Consider the following 20,742-nt stretch of genomic DNA (forward strand, 5'->3'; position numbering starts at 1 on the left):
GTTTCATGTCGCCAACCCAGTTCATGCAAGACTGGCTTGTGGCTCAGCGGACAAGGGATGCGGCTGCATAACCCGTGACCTCTGGAAGGCGAAAAACCGGGGGAACCTCACAATCATGCCGGATTCGCGCGGGATTTGCCCACCTGTTGCCCAAAGTCGGGAAAAGATGAGATTGCCCAAAACGTCTGGAATCGCAGAAAGCCTGACTGGGCTTTGGTTGCGGGGGTAGGATATTGGCAATAAGAGACATCTGGTGTTCCTGCATTCCATCGCGCCCCGGGGGCGGCGCCCACGGGGCGCGAGCCCTGGCGTGCCCCTGCTGGTGCGCTGACGCCTGACCTAGCCGCGCGGCCAGGCCCGTCGCGCTGCGCGGCTTTCCGGTGGTTCGTCTGTCCCTCAGCTTTCGGTATGTAGACGACCGCAGACACTGCGTTCTCGTCGTAGTCGGGTTTGCCCTTCGCGTCGGGCGGGCTGTTGTTGATCTTCATGTCGGCAAAGATCGAGACCCAGGTATCTTCCTTGACGACTACAACCTGCATGTCGTCCATTTCCGCCGCTGGTAGAAATTCGTAGTCGCCGTCGGCAAGCGCCAGAAGGTCGGAGCGCGCAATAAGGTCGCCTTCGTCCTCCTTGAATACCTTCCCCTCCGTCGCGTTCGGCGAGAGCCGCCGCACGCGCAGTTCGAACGAATCGTGATGGTCGCTCCGAAGTTCGAGCTTGTTTGGGCGTGGATTTTTCGATTCCACATGCACAACCAGCAGCCGCAGATTATCGTGATATGGCAGCACGTCGGTCTTGAGCGTGATGTTGTTTTGCCAGTCGGTCGCGCCGCTTTCCTTGTACTGATACTAGGCCCATGCGCCACCGCCCACGACGGTCACGAGCGTCAGCAGTCGGATGACGAAGTCGGCTATCTCGAGCTTTTTCGTACGTCCCCCGTTACTCGCGCCGCTTCATCATACTGAGGTCAATGCGCCTCGACCGTTGTTCTCTTCAGTTGGAGATTCCCCCGCTCGCGTGTACTGTGCAAAATCACAGTGTCCGTCAGAGCTATGTCCCTTCCCCCATTCGACCCGCCCACGCTCGCCGAACTGCGCGACTGGTACGCGCAGCATCGGCAAGACGAAAACATCAGGCGACTGATTCTTGAAGTCATCCGCGCGCGTCGGGAGACCGAGCGGCTAGACGGTCTGCTGACGCAGGCGCTACGCGCGGCGCGCCGCGGCCGGTTCGAACGGCTGTCGGCTGGTGCGGGTCCATTGAACGAGGCAGCGGAGCGCGTCGCGGCTGAAAGGCAAAGGGTTTCGCCGCGCGCTCCCATGCAGCGATCGGCCTTCGGCCTGTTTGACTATGACGAGGAAGACGCCGCGGCCGGCATCATCGCGCGCGCCACGCAGCGCAGGCGCCAGGGAAAGTCCCTATCTACTGCGGTATGACTTGTGGGCGATATCGACCCATATCCATTTCATCTGACCTGACATCGGCGAAAGCCCCGTCTGACAGGGCTTTCCGGGTATTTCAATATTTCTGCGAGAAAAGAGCGGCAAATCCCGGCAATTCAAAAGTCAATTTATGGACATAGACAATAGTTTATATACGTAACGGCCCACTAAAACTCGCTCTTGCGCGGCTTTCCTGAATCCTCTAATGTTGACTTCGCATTTGGAGGGGCAAAACAATAAACACCTGTCTACAGGGCTGAACGCTAATAGACGTGGGTATAACAGTTAATCGCCGTGTTAATCCGAGGGAGACGCATTCATGTCCTACGGTCTCGATTTTTCCGATTACCGTTTTCTAACAGACCACAAGGGGAACAAGCTTCGTGCGGACATCCCTTACGCCATGTTCTCGATGCTCATCGAATGCCGGCAGGCCGCGCTTGCCGCGCAGACACGACAGATTGAGGAGGCGGTCAACCGGGCAGCCCCGGTGAGCCGTCAGCAAACAATACACCCGACACCGCGATTGCGATTCAGCCGGTTCCCAATACGCGCGGCGGCAAGTCATTCCGAAGCCGGGAACAGCTCGAAGCCTTGTTTAGCGCACCGGCCGTACCTGTCGAGACACCGGCCGAAAGCGATGCTTCGCCACCCGGCGAGCCCGCCAATGACACCCCTTGGCGCCTGCATCTGACAGTCAAACCAGCCAGAACCGCTACATACGGCACACCTTTTCCCCGCGCGTGTGCCCAGATCCCCAACGAGGTTGCCGCCTCCATAGCGGGCGGAACCTACTTCCTGCGCGCATGGCGAGATTACCGTCGTTATGAAACACGTGATACAGCGGAATTAGTCAGCCTTTCCGAAAAGACGGTTATCTGGCATGAGCAGGGATATAACAAGCCGGGTAAAGAGACGCTAAGGCGTTTTGCGACCGTTTTCGATTGTTCAATCGAGCAATTGACAGCCATTTCTAACGCGAATGAACAGGAAATTAAAAAAGACTGCGAGAAAGAAGAATCTGTAAAGACGGCGCCGATTGACACGGATTACCCGGACACGGTTCTCGACCATATCCGGTCGGGTAAATCACCCGTCACGGCGTGGCGCATCTATCGGCGTTTGACTGACAAACAGCTTGCGGACTGCTTTGGGACATCCGTCGCGTTGTTGCACGAGATGGTCGAACGCGACCGCATGAGCGACAAAACGCTGAAGAAGTTTGGCGAGATTTTTCGTTGCACGCTTGACCAGCTTCGCAGACCTGAAGGACTCGTTGTCGAGCCCCACAAGGTCCGGCCGGTGGCAATGACTCACCTCGCAACGAACGGGGTGCAAGTAGCCAGTGCAGCGTAAGGCAGAAATCAGGGAGGCGCTTTACCGCCCGGAATGTTTTAGGAACACTCCAGGTGCTGCGCGAGCCGTCATGAGTCAGTCGCTACAAAAGAACAAGACGACTCGCTAACCAAAAGGAGTAAGTGATTCACCTGATATCTGAAGCTGTGCTCGCCGTCGACCAAATTTAACTCTAGCGCCCGCTCTTGCGGGCGTCTTCATTTCTGAGGGCTGCACTATGAGTTTCGGCGATAACGTTCGGCACGTCCGGCAACTGTTCGGATGGTCGCGCAGGGACATGTTGCATCGGCTGGCGCCGGAAGCGACTACCAAAGAGCGCGCTCGTATCGGGCAACAGATTTATCAGCTTGAACGCCGGTCTTCGCGCCATTCCGACCTGCTTCTGCCAATTGCAGAGGTGTTCGGCATTCCGCCGCAGGTTCTGCTGAAAAACGATCTGACGGACCTGGCGCTAAGTGAGGTGAACCGACTCGCGCTTGTTGAAGCGAGATCGGTCAACGGTGGCGTGAAGGTGTTCGCGGGATGGTACGAATCCGCAACGGACGAAGCGCGCGCCATTGTGGAGAGAGTGTTTGAAGTAGATCGTGATGCCCCGGACTTGCTCTCGGGTCTGTTGGCCATCGTCAATGCGTTTCTCGACAGTCATGCGGAGCGCAGATAACAGCGCCTTTTCGGACTAATCGGATAGAGAAGAACTAAAGCGGTCCCCTACACTCGACAACGTACCGTGTAGCCACAGTATGAAACAGGTCTTTTCTCGGGCCTGTGGACATTGCTACTTTCAAGCCCGCGCACTCGGGCTTTTTTTCTCCTGTGTTAGCTAGACACGACAGCATTATGCATTCCGAATGAATCCATTTAGGACAATTCTGAAAGTATCGACGCTTTGACAATGCTTAACGGATAAATCTCCAGCACTCCGCAAGAATCGAAGAATTATTTTTTGCGGGGTTGGATCGATGAATCGCTGTTACCGGCTCGTCTATAGTCGTTCGCGCAACATGCTCGTCGCCGTTGAGGAAACGGCCACCGCTTCCGGCAACGCGGGCGAGACACGCGCCGCCTCGCGCGCTTCGCGTTCGGTTTATCTGTCGCTGCGCCGCCTGCTGCCTGCCGCACTGCTCGCACTTGCGCCAATGCTTTCGTTCGCGCAAATCGTCGCGGGCGGCGCGCACGCGCCGAACGTCATCCAGACTCCGAACGGACTCGATCAGGTCAACATCAACCGGCCTTCCGGCGCGGGCGTGTCGGTCAATACCTACAACCGCTTCGACGTGCAGTCGAAAGGCGCGATTCTGAACAACTCGCCCACGATGGTTCAGACGCAGCAGGCCGGCATGATTAACGGCAACCCGAACTTCGCGGCGGGCCAGTCGGCGAAGGTCATCGTCAACCAGGTCAACAGCGCAAACCCGTCGCAGTTCAACGGGTTTCTCGAAACAGCGGGCAATCGCGCGGAAGTCATCATTGCGAACCCCTCGGGCATTTCGGTGAATGGCGGCGGCTTTATCAATACGAGCCGGGGCATTCTGACGACTGGCACGCCCAACTATGCAGCGGACGGCTCTATCTCAGGTTTCAACGTCACGGGCGGCAACATCACCGTCAACGGCGCGGGCCTGAACGCGTCCAACGTCGATCAGGTTGATCTGCTTGCACGCGCAGTACAGGCGAATGCGGCTATCTATGCCGGGAAGAACCTGAACGTCGTCACGGGCGCGAGCAGTATCGATCATGACACGCTGAACGCAACACCCATTGCTGGCGACGGCCCTGCGCCTGGCGTGTCAATTGACGTGAGCAATCTCGGCGGCATGTACGGGAATCGCATCGTACTCGTCGGTACCGAAGCAGGCGTAGGTGTTTCCCTGAAGGGTGTTGTGGCAGCGAATGCCGGTGACCTCGTACTTCAGTCCAACGGCCAACTTGTGCTTGCGGGCACGCAGAACGCAAGCGGCAATATCAGCGCGAGCGCGCGCGACGGCATCGAGAACAGCGGCACGACCTACGCGCAACAGAACGTCAACCTGAACACGTCCGGCGCGCTGTCCAACAGCGGCATGGTTGCCGCGCAGCAGAACACGACCGTCAGCGCGGGCGCGGTGAATTCGTCCGGTACGCTCGCGTCGGGCGTGAACGGCGACGGCTCACTGGCGCATTCCGGCGACCTGAACGTGAACGCTTCGGGCGCGGTCACGGCGACCGCCCGCAATGTGGCGGGTGGCAATGCGGCCATCGGCGGCGCGGCGGTCAACCTCGCGGGCAGCACCACGTCAGCAAACGGCGCTGTGGCGCTCGCGGCGAACGGCGGCGACCTGAACCTGACCGGCGCGACCACGACCGCAGGCAGCACCCTTGAAGCGCGAGCGAGCGGCACGCTCACGAACGACAACGGCGCGATGTCCTCGGGCGGCACGCAGACCGTCACAGCGGGCGCACTCTCGAATCGCAGCGGCCAGATGGTTTCGGGCGGCGCACTGACCGAGAACGTCACAGGCGCGACGAACAACCAGAACGGCACGATGCAGGCGAACGGTGCGCTCTCTGCTGCGTCTGGCTCGCTCGACAATACGGGCGGTCATGTCGTATCGCTGAACGCTGACGGCGTGACCCTATCGACGAGCGGTCTGCTCAACAACGGCGCGGGCGGCAGCATCGGCGGTAACGGCAACGTCACCTTGCAGGCCGGACAGATTGCGAACGCCGGCTCCATCACGGCAGTCCAGAGCCTGATTGCGACTGCGGTACAGACCCTGTTCAACAGCGGCACGTTCGCGGCCAACGCGAACATGACACTCGCAGCCGGTTCGACGTTCACGAACGCCAGCCAGGTCACAGCGGCCGGCGCGCTCGCACTCTCGGCAGCGACGTTCGACAACAGTCACGGCACAGCCACCGCCAACCAGTTCACGCTGCACGCGGCAAACCTCGTCAACCACGCCGGCAGCATTACGCAAACCGGAACCGGCTCGACGACGCTCGACGTGGCCGGCACGCTCGACAATTCCGCGGGCGGCACGCTGCAAACCAACAGCACGGACCTGACGATTGCGCCGGCCGCGCTGGACAACGACGGCGGCACGATTACGCACGCCGGTACAGGCACGCTCACGATCAACGCGGGTAACGGTGCGGGCGCTCTCTCGAACGTCGGCGGCACGATTGCCACCAATGGGAAGGCGGCGATCCAGGCCGGAACACTCAACAACTCGGCGGGCTCCGTCGTCGGCCAGACCGGCATCGCGGCGACAGTCGGCGGTGCGCTGAACAACACGAACGGCAAGCTTCTTTCAAATACCGACCTTGGTATCACGAGCGGCACGCTGGATAACAACGGCGGCCAGATCGGCGGAGGCGCCAGCGCGTCGATCCATACCGGCTCCATGACGAATAACGGCGGGTCAATTGTCGCGCCGAACCTCACATTGACCGGTACGACGCTGGACAACAGCGGCGGCGACATCGAAGCAAACCAGATTGCACTGGCTGCGCAAAACGTGCTGAACCACGGCGGCACGATTGCGCAGTACGGCACACCGACGATGGGCTTCAACGTCAGCGGCACATTCGACAATTCGGCGGGCGGCACGCTGCAAACGAACAGCACGGACCTGACGATTGCACCGGCCACGCTCGACACCGATGGCGGCACGATTACGCACGCCGGCAAAGGTACGCTCACGATCAACGCGGGTAACGGCACCGGAGTCGTGTCCAATGTCGGCGGCACGATTGCGACCAATGGCAACGCGGCGATCCAGGCCGGAACACTCAACAACACAGCGGGCTCGGTCATCGGCCAGACCGGCATCGCGGCAACGCTCGGCGGTGCGCTGAACAATACGAACGGCAAGCTGCTTTCGAATGCGAACCTTCACATCACGAGCGGCACGCTGAACAACAACAACGGCGGCCAGATCGGCGCGGCATCGAGCGCGACGGTGCAGGCGTCATCGCTGACGAACAACGGCGGTTCGATTGTCGCGCCTAACCTCTCTGTGACGACCGGCAGGACGTTCGACAACAGCGGCGGCGACATTGAGGCAAACCAGCTTGCTCTGAAAGCAACGGACCTGCTGAACCACGGCGGCACGATCACGCAGTACGGCACGCCAACGATGGGCCTCAACGTCAGCGGCACGTTCGACAATTCCGCGGGCGGCACGCTGCAAACAAACAGCGCGGATTTCACACTCGCGCCGGGAGCGCTCGACAACGACGGCGGCAAGATTCTCCACGCCGGGACAGGCACGCTGACCCTTGCACCGGGCAATGGCGCGGGTGCGATTTCGAACGCGGGCGGTCAGGTCATCACCGCGGGCAAGCTCGTCGCCCAGGCCGCGAGCCTCAACAATGCGAACGGGGTGCTCGCCGCACAGGGCGATATCACAGCAAACGTCGCGGGTGACACCAACAATACACAGGGCGCTATCCGCTCGCTTTCGTCGGAGTCTTTGACGACGGGCGGCACGCTGACGAACACGAACGGGCAGATACAGTCCGGCACGGGGGCCGCGGGCGATACGAGCACGCTCAACATTCAGGCCGGCGCAATCGACAACACGAACGGTCTCGTCGGCAACCTCGGCACAGGCGGCACGACCATCCACGGCGGCAGCCAGTCGACCAATAGCGGCGGCGTGATGACGGGCAACGGCAACGTCAACGTCGATACCTCGGCGCTCGTCAATACGCAGAACGGCCAGATAAGCGGCGCGAACGTCTCGGTGCAGGCGGATACCGTCGACAACAGCGGTGGCCAGATCGGCAGCCTGACCGGTTCGACCGGCGATGTCGCAATCACGACGACCGGCGCGCTCACGAACACGAACGGGCAAATCGGCGCGACACATAACCTGGCCGTCAACGCAGCGGCGCTCACGGGCGGCGGCGCGTTCAGCGCGGCAAATGATGTCGCAGTCAGCGTTCAGGGTGATTTCGCGCCAACGCCGGATTTGCAGTTCGCCGCGGGTCACGATCTCACCTTTACCCTGCCGGGTACATTCAGCAACGGCGCGACTCTGGAGGCAGTGAACAACCTCGGCATCAACGCGGGGGATATCGCCAACAGCGGTGTGATGATGGCAGGCGGCACACTCACGACGAACTCGAACACACTGGAGAATACCGGCGCGATTGTCGGCGGCAGCGTATCGCTTAACGCCACGCAATCCATTACGAATGTCGGGCCGACCGCGCTCATTGGCGCAACGGACAGCAACGGTTCGCTCGAACTGCTCGCGAACGATATCGAAAACCGCGACGATACCACTGCAACCGATACACAGGCGACGACAGCAATCTACGGACTTGGAAAAGCCGTCCTTGCGGGCGGCAAGGATGCGAGCGGTAACTACACCAACGCGAGCCTGATACGCAACCAGTCCGGGTTGATCGAATCGGCGGGAGACATGGAACTCCACGCCGGCCAGGTGACGAACACGCGGCGCGTCATGACGACTGACGGCGCCTACATGGAAGCGGTCGATCCGGCGCTGATCGACCAGCTTGGCATCAGCCTCTCGGGATGTACCGCAACCTACATGCAGGCGTGCGATCCAGGTCATCCGCAGGTCCTGGGTTCGAAGGGCGACCCATCGATGATCGGGGGCGTGCCGACCGATCCGCCGCATGGTGGACAGTGGAACAGCACATACCAGTACACGACCTATACGGGCGTGGCGCTTGCCAACCTCGTGACGGGCATCAGCCCGCAGTCGCAGATCATTGCGGGCGGCAACCTCGACGCGTCGAATGTCGGCCTGTTCCAGAACGACTGGAGCGCGGTCGCGGCCGTCGGCAACATTGCCGCACCCGTTACGCTCGACCAGAATAGCTGGCAGGGTCAACTTGCGCCTGGCGTGCAGGTCACGTACTCGGGCCAGTATCACTACGACAACTACGACAACTCCGAACACAACTGGCAGTTGCCTTTTGGCGATGCGGGATTCGTCACCAACCATCCGGGCGGCTATACGCAGGCCGCACCGGCTGACATCCGCACCTACGCGCTCCCAAGCTACGAATCGACTTTCGTCGCAGGCGGCACCCTTTCGGGTGCGGGCATCAACATCGACAACACGGCGGGTAACGCCGGCATTCCGTCGCTCAGTCTCGCGCCCGGTCAGGCGCTATCCGGCGTGACCATCGGCGGAATCAGTGGCAACGCGGGGGCGAATGCGGGAGCCGCCTCGTCGGTCAGCGGCAACGCAGCGGGTACCAAGGCCGGCGCGACTTCGGTCAGTGGCGGCGCGAGTATGGTCAATCCGGTCATCGCGAACGCAACCGCGCAGACCGTGCTGCAAAACCTGACAGTTCCTCAAGGTGGTCTGTTCAGTCCAGCGAGCGCACCAGGCGCTACGTACCTGATCGAAACGAACCCGGCTTTCACGAACCAGAAGACGTTCATTTCGAGTGACTACTACCTTCAGCAGCTTGGCCTGAATCCGCAGACCACGGAAAAGCGTCTCGGCGATGGCTTCTACGAGCAGCAGCTTGTACGCAACCAGATAACGTCGTTGACCGGCAAGGCGGTACTTGGCCCGTACACCGACACGCAATCGATGTACCAGTCCCTGCTTGCAGCAGGCGCTTCGCTCTCGCAGTCGCTGAACCTGCCGCTCGGCATGAGCCTGCCGCCTGAACAGGTGGCGCAACTGACGAGCAACGTCATCATCATGCAGACGGAAGTGGTGAATGGTCAGTCGGTGCTCGTGCCGGTCGTCTATCTCGCGAAGGCGAGCCAGCAGAACATGAACGGTCCGCTAATCGCCGCGACCGATATCGACATCCAGAATGCGCAGACCTTCACCAACAGCGGCACCGTGCAGGCAGGCAATACGATGTCGATCCAGGGGCAGCAGATCAACAACGCGTTCGGTGCGCTGCAAAGCGGCGGGCTGATGTCGCTGAACACCACCGGTAATATCGACCTGACTTCGGCGAAGGTGAACGCCGGCAGTCTCGCACTGAACGCGGGCGGCGACCTGCTTCTGAATACGGCAGTGAAGACCGTTGACCAGGTCAGCGCGACGGGCGCCACGCGCACCACGACCACGCTCGGCCCTGTCGCGAGCCTGAACGTTGCAGGCAATGCGGCCATTGTCACGGGCGGCAACTTCGAGCAGAACGCTGGCAACCTGAACGTGGGCGGCAATCTCGGTGTGGCAGTGGGCGGCAACTACGATATCGGCTCGGTGCAGACCGGCGAGCACAAGGTCGTCGAGCGCGCGAACGGCGTGTCGAATACGAACGTCAACAGTACGACGGGAAGCTCGATCAATGTCGGCGGTGTGTCGGCTATCGGCGTGGGCGGCGACCTGACTGCGACAGGCGCCAGCATCAATCTTGGCGGAGGCGGCGTGGTCGCAGCAAACGGCAACGTGACGCTTCAGGCCGCGAAGGCAACTTCTACTGTCGATAGCAACAGTTCGGGCAGCGACAGTCACGGCAGCTATTCGGAGTCGAAGCACACATCCGACGATACGCTGACCGCGACGACACTCAACGCCGGCAATTCCCTGACCGTTGCATCGGGCAAGGACATCAACGTCACGGGCAGCGCGATTTTGCTGGACAAGGGCACGGCCACGCTCGCGGCAACGGGCGACGTCAACATCGGCGCGGCGACGGAAACGCATGTCGACAACTCGCAGGAGCAGCACAGCCACAGCAATGTGGTGAGCGGCAAGGAAGTACAGAGTTCGCGCGATACCACGGCAACGTTCTCACAGGGCAGCGTGGTTTCGGCCGATTCCGTACAGATCGCAGGCGGCAAGGACATCAACGTTGCGGGCAGTACCATCGTCGGCACGAACGACGTCGCGCTCAGTGCCGCGCATGACGTGAACATCACGACGACCCAGAACGCCGTGCAATCGTCGGGCACGTACCAGGAGAAGAATACGGGCCTCGGGACGAGTGGCCTGAACGTGACGGTCGGTACGAACAAGCTCGCGACGACCGACCAGGAATCGAGTGTGACGAACAACGCGAGTACGGTCGGTTCGCTGAACGGAAACCTGTCGATCCAGGCAGGTAACACCCTGCACGTTACCGGCAGCGATCTTGTCGCCGGCCAGAACATAATGGGCGCGGCAGCGAATGTGATTGTCGACGCGGCAACCGATACATCGCATCAGGCACAGACGCAGAAAACGAGCAGCAGCGGTCTGGCGATTGGTCTAGCGGGATCGGTGGGCGACGCGATCAACAACGCGTATTCGGAGTCTCAGGCCGCAAAGAACTCGGCGGGCAATGGCGACAGCCGCGCGGCAGCACTGCATGGCATTGCGGCGGCGAGCGACGCCTTTACGGCTGCGGGTGGCGCGATGACCGCGGCCAGTGGTGGCAAGCCTGACATCGGCGTCAAGGTAAGCATCGGTTCGAGCAAGAGCGAAAGCCAGTCGTCGGAGGATCAGGCGACGCAGCGCGGTTCGAGTGTGTCGGCAGGCGGTACAGCGGCGTTTGTCGCGACGAATGGCGACCTGACTATTGCCGGCTCGAACGTGAACGCAAATGATGTCGTGCTCGCCGCCAAGGACAAGGTCAACGTCATCAATACAACGGACGCCGATTCGACGCGCAGTTCGAACAGTTCCAGCAGCGCGAGCATTGGCGTTCAATACACGCTTGGCGGCGGCTTTGGCGTCTCTGCGGCAATGGCGAATGCACATGGCGACGCGAACAGCGATGCGTCGATCCAGAACGCGTCACACGTCACGGGAGCGAACAGTGTTACGGTCATTTCGGGCGGCGATACGAACATCACAGGATCGCAGATCAGTGGCAAACAGATTGCGGCCGATGTGGGCGGCAACCTGAATATTGCGAGCGTGCAGGACGTGACGAACAGCGCCGCGCATCAAAGTAGCGCGGGCGGCGGCTTCACGATCAGCCAGGGCGGCGGCAGCGCAAGCTTCAGCGCGCAGAACGGCCATGCGGATTCGAACTATGCCGGCGTGAACGAACAGGCCGGAATCTACGCGGGCGACGGTGGATTCAACGTCAACGTCAAGGGCAATACGGGTCTGACCGGGGCGGTCATTGCGAGCACCGCGGACGCGTCGAAGAACAGCCTGACAACGGGCACGCTCACCTACAGCGATATCCAGAACCAGTCACACTACGACGCTAACAGCAACGGCATCAGCGCGGGCGTGGGTGTCGGGAATACGGGCAAATCAGTCGGCCCCGGTTCGGTCAGCAATGGCGGCGGCGTGTCGCCGATGCTTCCGCAGAACGACAGCGGCGACCAGAGCGGGACAACGCGCAGCGCGATCAGTGCTGGCACGATTGAGGTCACGGATACGGCGCACCAGACACAGGACATTGCAGGTCTGAGCCGCGATACGACGGACACGAACGGCAAGGTCGCGAACACGCCGGATGTGAATGCACTGCTTAACCAGCAGGCTGACCGGATGAACGCTGCACAGGCTGCCGGTCAAGCAGTTGCGCAGCGCATCGGCGACTACGCGAATGCACGGGAGAAGGCAACAGGCGATCCTGAGTGGGCCGAAGGCGGAAACAAGCGCGCGGCAATGCAGGCGGCCGGCGCGGCGGTGGTTACGGGCCTTGGCGGCGGCGTGGCGAGTGCTGTCGAAGGTGCAGCCGGCGGAGCTATCGGCTCGAAGATGGCGGGTTCGCTTAACGGACTGAGCAATTCGATTGCCGCATCGAACCCGACCGGCGACGCAGACATCAACCAGGCGCTCGGCAACATCGTCGCGAACGTCATCGCGACCGGCGCGGGTGCGGCTGCGGGCGGCGCGGGTGCGTTCTCCAGTTCGGACGTCGACCGCTACAACAGGCAACTCCACCCTGACGAGCGCCAATGGGCCAAGGACAACGCGAGCGAGTTTGCGCAGTTCTTCAAGGACCAGACCGGCCAGAGCATCACAGCCGACCAGGCGCAACAGATGCTTCTCGCCAATGGCTACCGCCTCGTCGACGCGGCGGCAAGCAAGGGACCCGGGGGTGACACGACGGCTGTCCAGTTCATCAGCCAGAACGCGGGCGGTATGTTCCGTGCGACGTCGGCCGAGTACAACAACCCGTTCCTTTACGGTAATGCCGATCATTCGTTGTCGCCTGAACAGAAGGCTCTACCGGGTTCAACAGCAAATCCGAAGGCAGGTCTTGCGATTGCGGCCGGTCTGGCGACCGCGGGGCTCGCGCCCGAAATCGCTGCTGGTCTTGCGTCGATATCCGGCACGCCGATCTTCAGTGCAGACGGCCTGCTTGGTTCGTCTTCTCTGGCATCGCGTGCGGGAATAGGCGCGATGACTGCCGGTGTGAACGCAACGTCGCAGTATATTCAGAACGGATCAATCAATCCCGTCGACGTCGGATTCGCGGCTGCCTCGGGGTGGGCTGGAACGTACTATCAGGCTTTTGGGAACGTCATGATTAATCTGGTGTCGGGCGCCGCGGACACATATACCAACAACAAGGTGTATGGGAAGCAGGACAGCGTAGTGACCGGTTCATTGGTCAATGGGATGGCGGCTGGAATCGGATATGGCGTAGGGCTCGCCGCACAGTCCGTTATCAGCAAAATCGGGCAGCAAGCCGCAACTGGCTATAACTGGGCCGGTACGGGCGTTTGGTCCGGACAGACCGGCACAAACCTATTCTCACCGAACAATTTGCCTGTTATCGGTTCTGGCTTTGGCGGTGCAATTGGATCGGAAACTGGCACTGCGGTAATAAATAACGTCAAGTCCAAACTCATCAAATGACCATGTTCAAGCTGCTTGCGACGTACCTAAAGTTGTTTTTGATAGCGATAGTTGGTGTCGCCTTGATACGGGTTGTAGTCATTCTCTTCGTGACGTTGCTCTATGGTGGACATTGGCCTTGGGGAATGGGCGATGTTTGGTTCGTACTGAAACAAGGAACTCTGTTAGCCGTTGTTTTCTGGGTGTTCGCAACGGTTTCCTTCTTTAAGAACAGGTGACAGGGGCTTTGTTTCATGGATCAGATTCAATTGTCCTGTGGAACCTGGCGTCACAGGCTGCGGGTCAGGCGGTTGCGCAGCGCATCGGCGATTACGCGAGCGCACAGGAAAAGGCAACAGGCGACCCCGAATGGGCGGAAGGCGGAAACAAACGCGCGGCAATGCAGGCGGCAGGCGCGGCGGTGGTCGCCGGTCTGGGTGGCGGCGTGGCAAGTGCCGTCGAAGGCGCGGCAGGTGCGGCCATCGGCTCCAAGATGGGCGGCAACCTGAACAAGCTCAGCGACTCAATCGCGGCGTCGAACCCGACCGGTGACGCGAACGTGAACCAGGCGCTCGGCAACATCGTGGCGAACGTCATCGCGACTGGCGCGGGTGCGGCCGCGGGTGGCGCGGGCGCATTTTCTAGTTCGGACGTGGACCGGTACAACCGCCAGTTGCACTCCGAAGAAAAGACGCTCGCGAAGCAACTCGCCGACAAGAGCGGCGGCAAGTATACGCAAGCGCAAATCGAGGACCAGATGCGTATCATGGGCGTCAGCGACAACGGCACGAACGAGTCCGGCGCACCGACGACGCTGATTGGTCAGGCGCCGACGGATGCCGGCGCGAAGTGGATATCGGGCGGCACAACGGCGAATGGTCAGCCGATCCTGACGCAAGTGACCGCGCAGGCCGATCCGGCGTTGCAGTCATACATACTCTCGAACTACAACAGCGCTTCGGCGAATCAGGTGCCGAGCCAGTTCACGTATCAACAGACGGGAAGCGGCTCGACGAACATCACCGGGCCGTTTACCAGGTTCGACCAATCGGATGCGAACTATGTCCGCAATACAACGTCAGACGCCACTTCGATGATATCGACTAACGCCGGACGGATATCGTCACTTGCGGCAGCGGGCGGGGCAATAACGCCTTGTTCTGTCGTTTGCGACGGCATTGCATATGCAGGAACGGTCATAGGGATAGCGGCAGATGCGGTCGGGCAATTGGCCAAACCGAATGCTGGACAGTATATTGTTAACGGAATTAACGGCGTTTTGGCAAACTTTTCTTCGTCTGCGGCGCCTGCGTTTTCTCCCTTTATTAATGAACTTACAAATCAAGTCAATGAGAGTGGGATTACAACTTCGAGTCAAGACGCTTTAAATGCAACAATTGACACAAAGAACACTAGCGGAAAGAAATGAAAATTAAATTCATTGAAGACGGAAATTTTACTGCGTGGTTTTGCTTGACACTAATCGTTGTCGGTATAGCGTTCGTGGTTTTTGCTGTCAAATGCAGGCCCCCGATCTTGTGGGCGAGAGTTTTGGTGCTTTCGGGATTCGCTATTGCCGTTGTAGGAGGCATGACAAGTCGAGCAAAATTGCTGCATATAAAACCCTTCGACAACAGCTACAAGAAAGCGCGCAAAAGCTACGAGACGAAGGACGACGAGGACAAGAGGTGAGCGGCGCGCTATTTGCAATAACTACGTGCATCGTACTTCTCTTAGTCATTGCATCTTTGCGACGCCTTTCCCTTTTCTCTGGAACGAAGCAGCAGAGGGTCAAGGCGTGCGTCACGCGGAAATGGATGATACCCGAACACCGTGAGTGGCAAGGAAAAGCATATGTCACGGTGCCGGCAAAGAACGCACTCGAAATAGTTGTCGAGAATCACTCTTTGCACTTCTCACCGGTTCCTTGGAAATATGACCGAGTTCGCGAAGGCGACGATGTCGACGTTGTAATCCAGAGGGCGTTTCGGCAACGAGATACGGATTCTCGATATTGGACCGTTCTGATATGACCCAGCTGGCTTGCGGCATCTGGCCGCTTATCGAGCACGGCATCAAGAAATACGAGCGCGAGCGTAAGCCCGTTGCGCTCATCCTGCATCCCGCGCACGTGGACGAATTCGCTCGCGGCTCCGAAAGCAGTCCGGCCGTGCTCTGCGGTGTCTCTGTGATCGTGAGCCCGCTATTTTCAATGGCCGCTCTCTCTGACAAAGACGGCAATACACACGAGCTGTAACCCTGGAACATCATGAAAATTCGAAAGAGGCTGGCGGCTCTGCCGCTGACAGCCCTGGTCACTCTCGCGCCCAATGTGCCGGCGCAAAGCCTCGGCGGCATAGAAACCGAGCAAAACCAGCAGCAACGGCGCGACGCTCAGCAGCGTGAGGCGGCGGTATCGGCGCCTGTCGTGCGCTCCGACCTGCCGAAGATCGAAGCGTATCCCGCACTACCGGATGAGTCGCCGTGCTTTCGCATCGACACGTTTTCGCTAAAGGTGCTTGAATCCCTGCAGGGCGCGACGCAGAAGAAAGGCGCGTCAGCGTTGCCGCAAGACCCGTTTGCATTCGCGCGCGAATGGCTCGACCACTATAAGGGGCAATGCGTCGGCAAGGAAGGTATCGACGTGCTCACGAAGGGTCTGCAACAGGCGATATTGAGCCGTGGCTATGTCACCACGCGCGTGCTCGTACAGCCGCAAGACCTGACGGGCGGAACGCTTACACTAGCACTCGTGCCTGGTATCGTGCGCAATATTGCCTTCGCGGACCCGTCAATGTGGGGCACATGGAAGACCGCCTACCCGACGAGTAGCGGCGACGTGCTGAACCTTCGAGACCTTGAGCAAGGGCTCGAGCAGATGAAGCGCGTCAGCAGTCAGGACGTGAATATGGAAATCCGGCCGACTGACGTACCGGGCGAAAGTGACGTTGTCCTCACGGTCAAGCGCTCGAAACCCTGGACCTTCGTCGCATCGGTCGATAACTCGGGTACGGAGTCGACGGGCAAGTGGCAAGGCAACGTCAGCCTTGGCCTGAACAATCCGCTCGGTCTGAACGACATCCTCTCGCTCGGCGCGAATCAAGACCTGTCATTCGGGAACAAGGCACTTGGTTCGCACGGCTTCAACGGCTCGTATTCCGTGCCGTGGGGGTACTGGACCGCTACGCTCTCCGGCAACACCAACACGTACTACCAGAACATCGCTGGCGTGAACCAGACCTTCGTCTCAAGCGGCAATTCGCAGACCGCGGCGCTGCGCATCGCGCGCGTTATCTCGCGTAGCCAGAACGACGTGCTCGGCGGCTATGTCCAGCTATCGAAGCGCTTTGGCGAGAGCTTCATCGACGACACGACCATTCCGACCCAGGCGCGCAACAACACGTTTCTGGAATTGGGCGCGACGGACCGCCAATACTTCGGCGCGGCGCAGTTCGACGGGACACTCGCCTACCGCCAGGGCATCGGTGGATTCGGCGCGACGGCGGACCCGTATCCTGACGGCCCGACGTACCGTTTCCATATGGCGATACTCGACGCGAACCTGTCGGTTCCGTTTGCGGTGGCAGGACAGCAGTTCGCCTATGTCGGAACCGTACACGGCCAGTTCACGAACGACACGCTGTTCTACATCGACGACTTGACCATCGGCAGCCGCTACACGGTGCGCGGCTTCGACGGCGAAACGATGCTCGCAGCAGAGAAAGGATTTTACTGGCGCAACGAACTGCAATGGCCGGTCTTCCAGACGGGACAGACGCTGTATGCAGGGATCGACTACGGGCGAGTGTTCGGACCGAACACTGTGGCACTGGTGGGTACGCAACTGGCGGGCGCGGTGATTGGCATTCGCGGCGGCTTGCCGGCGAAGTTTGTCGGCGTGTCCTACGACCTGTTCGCAGGGACGCCGATCTACAAACCGGAGGGATTCCCGACCGCGCGATGGACCGTCGGGTTCCAGTTGACGGCGGCGTTCTAGGCTGGCTGTCCTTGCGGAATGTAGGAGCGGCGCAGTGTGGTCGGGGCTTCGTCCATCAGCTTGAACGCCTCATCGGCGCTCAGGCTGACATCCGGCAGGCGTCGCGCGTCGCGCGCGACCGCTTCGACAAGCTCGCGCCATGCCTCGTTGTCGGCGGTGTAGTTCTCCGCTGTGTCCAGCAGGAGCAGCAGCGCAGTCCGCTCATTGGCGCGGTCTTCGACTGTGATAGCGGGATTGCGAAGAATGTTCGCGGCGAGAAGTGAGACCGCGCGAAACTGCGCGATGGAAACGTCGCAACGCTTGAGCGTGGACATTGCGAGTTCGGCGTAACGGTCGGCCCTGGCGTTCCGGTGTTTACTTCGTTGGGGTTTCACGGTGCTGCGTCCTCCACTGTCAAAGGGAGCCCGCAACAACCAGGGGGAGATGGTGAGCGGGCACATGACAGGGTTGGCGAACCGGTGTAGAACCAAACCGGCAGACCCGAAGGTCTCCCTGCCAAGGCCCGCCCATTGGCAAAAATCGCTGGACGAACAAAGGCAGCCGCCCACCCTTGCGGGTAGTGACAGGCCCCTTGCCGGCGTCTTCTCCGGCGTGAAGGCGACAACGTCCAATCTATGCCCGCGCGCCGCCGATGCGCGTCGGCCTGATCGGCGGCGCACAGACCCGGGATATGAGAGCGCGCTTGCATCGATCCATTGTTTCGAATATATTGGAAATATGGAAGAGAAAGACATTGGCCGCGCCCTTGGGGCGCTCGCCCACGAACTGCGCTTGCGCGTGTTCCGGATGCTGGTGGTGGCCGGCCCGGCCGGACTGACGCCGGGCGTCATCGCGACGCAGCTCGATATTCCCAACGCGACGCTCTCCTTTCACCTGAAGGAGTTGATGCACGCCGGGTTGGTCACGCAGGAGCGCGAAGGGCGCAGCCTGATCTATCGGGCAGCCTATGAACAAATGAACGCGGTCCTCGGCTTTCTGACCGAGAACTGCTGCCAGGGGCAGGCTTGTCTCGCGCCGGGCGCCGATTCGTGCCAATGCTGACGGAGAACCTTGATGAAGCGGTTTCACATCCACGTCCATGTTGACGACATAACAGCCAGTGTCGCCTTCTATTCGAAGTTGTTCGGTGCAGAGCCTACGCGCGTCGAGACCGATTACGCGAAATGGATGCTGGACGATCCCCGCGTGAACTTCGCGATCTCGACGCGCGGCACGAAAGCCGGCGTGGACCACTTGGGGTTTCAGGTCGACGACACGGCCGAACTCGCTGAACTCGCTCAGCGTGCGCAAGCCGCGGACATGGCCCTCGTTGACCAGGGGGAAACGACGTGCTGCTATGCGCGCAGCGACAAGCACTGGATCGTCGATCCGCAGGGGATCGCCTGGGAGCACTTCCATAGCCTCGGCAGCGCCGTGGTCTACGGCGAGAGTCGCCAAGGCGAGCCGCTGTCAAGCGCGCCGGCGTGCTGCGGCCCGCGTGGCACGCCTGTCGGTGTCCCCGTAAAACCGGCAGGTTCGGCCTGCTGCTGAAAGAGCATTGCAAGCAATCGGGCGATCACTGCCATGACCACGAATGTACTCATTCTCTGCACACACAATTCCGCGCGCAGCGTGCTCTCTGAGGGGATGCTGAACCACTGGGCGCGCAAACTCGGCAAGGACGTGCGTGCGTTCAGCGCAGGCAGCGCTCCGAGCGGCCGCATCAATCCGTTCGCGCTCGAAGCATTGACGAGTGCGGGTATCGATACACACGGCTATCGCAGCAAGAGCTGGGACGAGTTCGCGCAGGACGGCGCGCCGCAGATGCGTATCGTCATCACAGTGTGCGATAGCGCGGCCGCTGAAGCGTGCCCGTTCTGGCCGGGTAGCCCCGTCAAGGTCCACTGGGGCTATGCCGATCCGTCGAATGCACCGGGCGGCGATGAAGGCAGGCGCCAGGCGTTCGAGCTCACACGCCAGGCCATCGGCTATCGCATGTTGCAGTTGCTCGAACTTCCTCTGGACCGTCTGGGCAATGCCGCGCTTCAGCAGGCACTCAACGACATCCTGCAAAGCTGACCCCGCTCCATCGAGTTGTCCCATGAACACTGCCAACGTCGCCGCTTCGCGCAAGACCGCTTCGAAGCCGGCCATCAGTTTCTTCGAGCGTTATCTGACCGTCTGGGTCGCGCTGTGCATTGCCGCGGGCATCCTGCTCGGCCAGGTGCTGCCTGGCGTTTTCCAGACGATCGGCCGGATGGAATATGCGCACGTCAATCTGCCGGTCGGCCTGCTGATCTGGGTGATGATCATCCCGATGCTGGTCAAGGTCGATTTCGGCGCGCTGCATGAAGTACGTCAGCACGTCAGGGGCATTGGCGTCACGCTCATCGTGAACTGGCTGGTCAAGCCGTTCACCATGGCGCTTCTGGCATGGCTCTTCATCAAGCACCTGTTCGCGCCGATGCTGCCTGCCGGGCAACTCGACAGTTATGTCGCTGGTCTGATCCTGCTTGCCGCGGCCCCCTGCACGGCGATGGTCTTTGTCTGGAGCCGGCTCACCGGCGGCGATCCACTTTTCACGCTCTCGCAGGTGGCCCTGAACGACAGCATCATGATCGTCGCGTTTGCGCCGCTCGTCGGCCTGCTGCTCGGCATCTCGGCGATCACGGTGCCGTGGGCAACACTGTTCACCTCGGTCGTGCTTTACATCGTCATTCCGGTAATCCTCGCGCAGATCCTGCGCAAGGTGCTGCTCAGCAAAGGGCAGGCGGCCTTCGATGCCGTCATGGCGAAGATCGGTCCCTGGTCGATCACCGCGCTGCTCGCGACGCTGGTGCTGCTGTTCGCGTTTCAGGGCGAGGCCATCCTGAAGCAGCCGCTCGTCATCGTGCTGCTTGCTGTGCCGATCCTGATCCAGGTGTTCTTCAATTCGGCGCTGGCGTACGGGCTCAATCGCGCGGTCGGCGAAAAGCACAGCATTGCCTGCCCGTCCGCACTGATCGGCGCGTCGAACTTCTTCGAACTGGCCGTCGCCACGGCAATCGGCCTGTTCGGTTTCCACTCGGGCGCCGCGCTCGCGACCGTCGTGGGCGTGCTGATCGAGGTGCCGGTCATGCTGCTCGTCGTGCGCATCGTCAACCGATCGAAGAACTGGTACGAGTGCGCCTGAAGTATTGTCGATGCCATCGCGGCCCATGACGACGCCGCCGCCGAAGCGGCGTTACGCGCCCACCTCACGCGCGTC

At 60.7% G+C, this 20,742-nt stretch carries 13 protein-coding genes; 11 read left to right on the forward strand and 2 right to left on the reverse strand.

Translation table 11 applies throughout. The features are described from left to right. Positions 1-113: 113 nt before the first annotated feature. Positions 114-788, reverse strand: a complete 675-nt coding sequence (locus tag JMY28_RS19510; protein WP_201697554.1) for a hypothetical protein — start codon at positions 786-788, stop codon at positions 114-116. A 264-nt stretch (positions 789-1,052) separates the two neighbouring features. Between JMY28_RS19510 and JMY28_RS19515 the strand changes: the two genes are divergently transcribed. The 7 genes from JMY28_RS19515 (at position 1,053) to JMY28_RS19545 (ending at position 17,516) form a co-directional block, all read left to right on the forward strand. Next, a complete protein-coding gene (locus tag JMY28_RS19515; RefSeq protein ID WP_201697555.1) occupies positions 1,053-1,436 on the forward strand; it encodes a hypothetical protein in 384 nt (127 codons plus the stop codon). Positions 1,437-2,036: 600 nt separating this feature from the next. Beyond that, positions 2,037-2,798, forward strand: coding sequence for a helix-turn-helix domain-containing protein (locus JMY28_RS19520; RefSeq protein ID WP_201697556.1), 762 nt, complete (start codon positions 2,037-2,039; stop codon positions 2,796-2,798). A gap of 217 nt (positions 2,799-3,015) precedes the next feature. After that, positions 3,016-3,459 carry a hypothetical protein gene (locus tag JMY28_RS19525; RefSeq protein ID WP_201697557.1) on the forward strand — a complete coding sequence of 148 codons (444 nt, stop codon included), beginning with the start codon at positions 3,016-3,018 and terminating at the stop codon, positions 3,457-3,459. Between the two features lie 298 nt (positions 3,460-3,757). Next, positions 3,758-13,540 carry a two-partner secretion domain-containing protein gene (locus JMY28_RS19530; protein WP_201697558.1) on the forward strand — a complete coding sequence of 3,261 codons (9,783 nt, stop codon included), beginning with the start codon at positions 3,758-3,760 and terminating at the stop codon, positions 13,538-13,540. Between the two features lie 226 nt (positions 13,541-13,766). Further along, positions 13,767-14,948 (forward strand): hemolysin, encoded by a 1,182-nt coding sequence (locus JMY28_RS19535; RefSeq protein ID WP_201697559.1) that lies wholly within the window; start codon positions 13,767-13,769, stop codon positions 14,946-14,948. 600 nt (positions 14,949-15,548) lie between these two features. Continuing rightward, complete coding sequence (locus JMY28_RS19540) at positions 15,549-15,776, forward strand: hypothetical protein (RefSeq protein WP_201697560.1); 228 nt, start codon at positions 15,549-15,551, stop codon at positions 15,774-15,776. Positions 15,777-15,788: 12 nt separating this feature from the next. Next, complete coding sequence (locus JMY28_RS19545; protein WP_201697561.1) at positions 15,789-17,516, forward strand: ShlB/FhaC/HecB family hemolysin secretion/activation protein; 1,728 nt, start codon at positions 15,789-15,791, stop codon at positions 17,514-17,516. On the opposite strand, the gene JMY28_RS19550 is transcribed toward JMY28_RS19545, so the two are convergent. Then, positions 17,513-17,830, reverse strand: a complete 318-nt coding sequence (locus JMY28_RS19550; protein ID WP_201697562.1) for a hypothetical protein — start codon at positions 17,828-17,830, stop codon at positions 17,513-17,515. The two genes, JMY28_RS19545 and JMY28_RS19550, sit on opposite strands and share 4 nt — an antisense overlap. A gap of 403 nt (positions 17,831-18,233) precedes the next feature. Between JMY28_RS19550 and JMY28_RS19555 the strand changes: the two genes are divergently transcribed. Genes JMY28_RS19555 through arsB form a run of 4 tightly spaced genes read left to right on the forward strand, consistent with a single transcriptional unit; the run spans position 18,234 to position 20,667 of the window. Next, a complete protein-coding gene (locus tag JMY28_RS19555; RefSeq protein WP_201697563.1) occupies positions 18,234-18,557 on the forward strand; it encodes an ArsR/SmtB family transcription factor in 324 nt (107 codons plus the stop codon). A gap of 12 nt (positions 18,558-18,569) precedes the next feature. After that, positions 18,570-19,046, forward strand: a complete 477-nt coding sequence (locus tag JMY28_RS19560) for an ArsI/CadI family heavy metal resistance metalloenzyme (protein WP_201697564.1) — start codon at positions 18,570-18,572, stop codon at positions 19,044-19,046. A gap of 33 nt (positions 19,047-19,079) precedes the next feature. Continuing rightward, a complete protein-coding gene (locus JMY28_RS19565) occupies positions 19,080-19,574 on the forward strand; it encodes an arsenate reductase ArsC (protein ID WP_201697565.1) in 495 nt (164 codons plus the stop codon). A gap of 22 nt (positions 19,575-19,596) precedes the next feature. After that, positions 19,597-20,667 (forward strand): ACR3 family arsenite efflux transporter, encoded by a 1,071-nt coding sequence (gene arsB / locus JMY28_RS19570; protein WP_201697566.1) that lies wholly within the window; start codon positions 19,597-19,599, stop codon positions 20,665-20,667. The last annotated feature ends 75 nt before the right edge of the window (positions 20,668-20,742 follow it).

The sequence above is a fragment of the Paraburkholderia hiiakae genome (assembly GCF_904848665.1).
Classification (GTDB): Bacteria; Pseudomonadota; Gammaproteobacteria; order Burkholderiales; family Burkholderiaceae; genus Paraburkholderia; species Paraburkholderia hiiakae.

Bases quoted from the DNA above. Each gene is read 5' to 3' on its own strand.
- JMY28_RS19515 (WP_201697555.1), top strand. From the start codon at position 1,053: ATGTCCCTTCCCCCATTCGACCCGCCCACGCTCGCCGAACTGCGCGAC.
- JMY28_RS19525 (WP_201697557.1), top strand. From the start codon at position 3,016: ATGAGTTTCGGCGATAACGTTCGGCACGTCCGGCAACTGTTCGGATGG.
- JMY28_RS19530 (WP_201697558.1), top strand. From the start codon at position 3,758: ATGAATCGCTGTTACCGGCTCGTCTATAGTCGTTCGCGCAACATGCTC.
- JMY28_RS19540 (WP_201697560.1), top strand. From the start codon at position 15,549: ATGACCCAGCTGGCTTGCGGCATCTGGCCGCTTATCGAGCACGGCATC.
- JMY28_RS19545 (WP_201697561.1), top strand. From the start codon at position 15,789: ATGAAAATTCGAAAGAGGCTGGCGGCTCTGCCGCTGACAGCCCTGGTC.
- JMY28_RS19550 (WP_201697562.1), bottom strand. From the start codon at position 17,830: ATGTCCACGCTCAAGCGTTGCGACGTTTCCATCGCGCAGTTTCGCGCG.
- JMY28_RS19555 (WP_201697563.1), top strand. From the start codon at position 18,234: ATGGAAGAGAAAGACATTGGCCGCGCCCTTGGGGCGCTCGCCCACGAA.
- JMY28_RS19560 (WP_201697564.1), top strand. From the start codon at position 18,570: ATGAAGCGGTTTCACATCCACGTCCATGTTGACGACATAACAGCCAGT.
- JMY28_RS19565 (WP_201697565.1), top strand. From the start codon at position 19,080: ATGACCACGAATGTACTCATTCTCTGCACACACAATTCCGCGCGCAGC.
- arsB (WP_201697566.1), top strand. From the start codon at position 19,597: ATGAACACTGCCAACGTCGCCGCTTCGCGCAAGACCGCTTCGAAGCCG.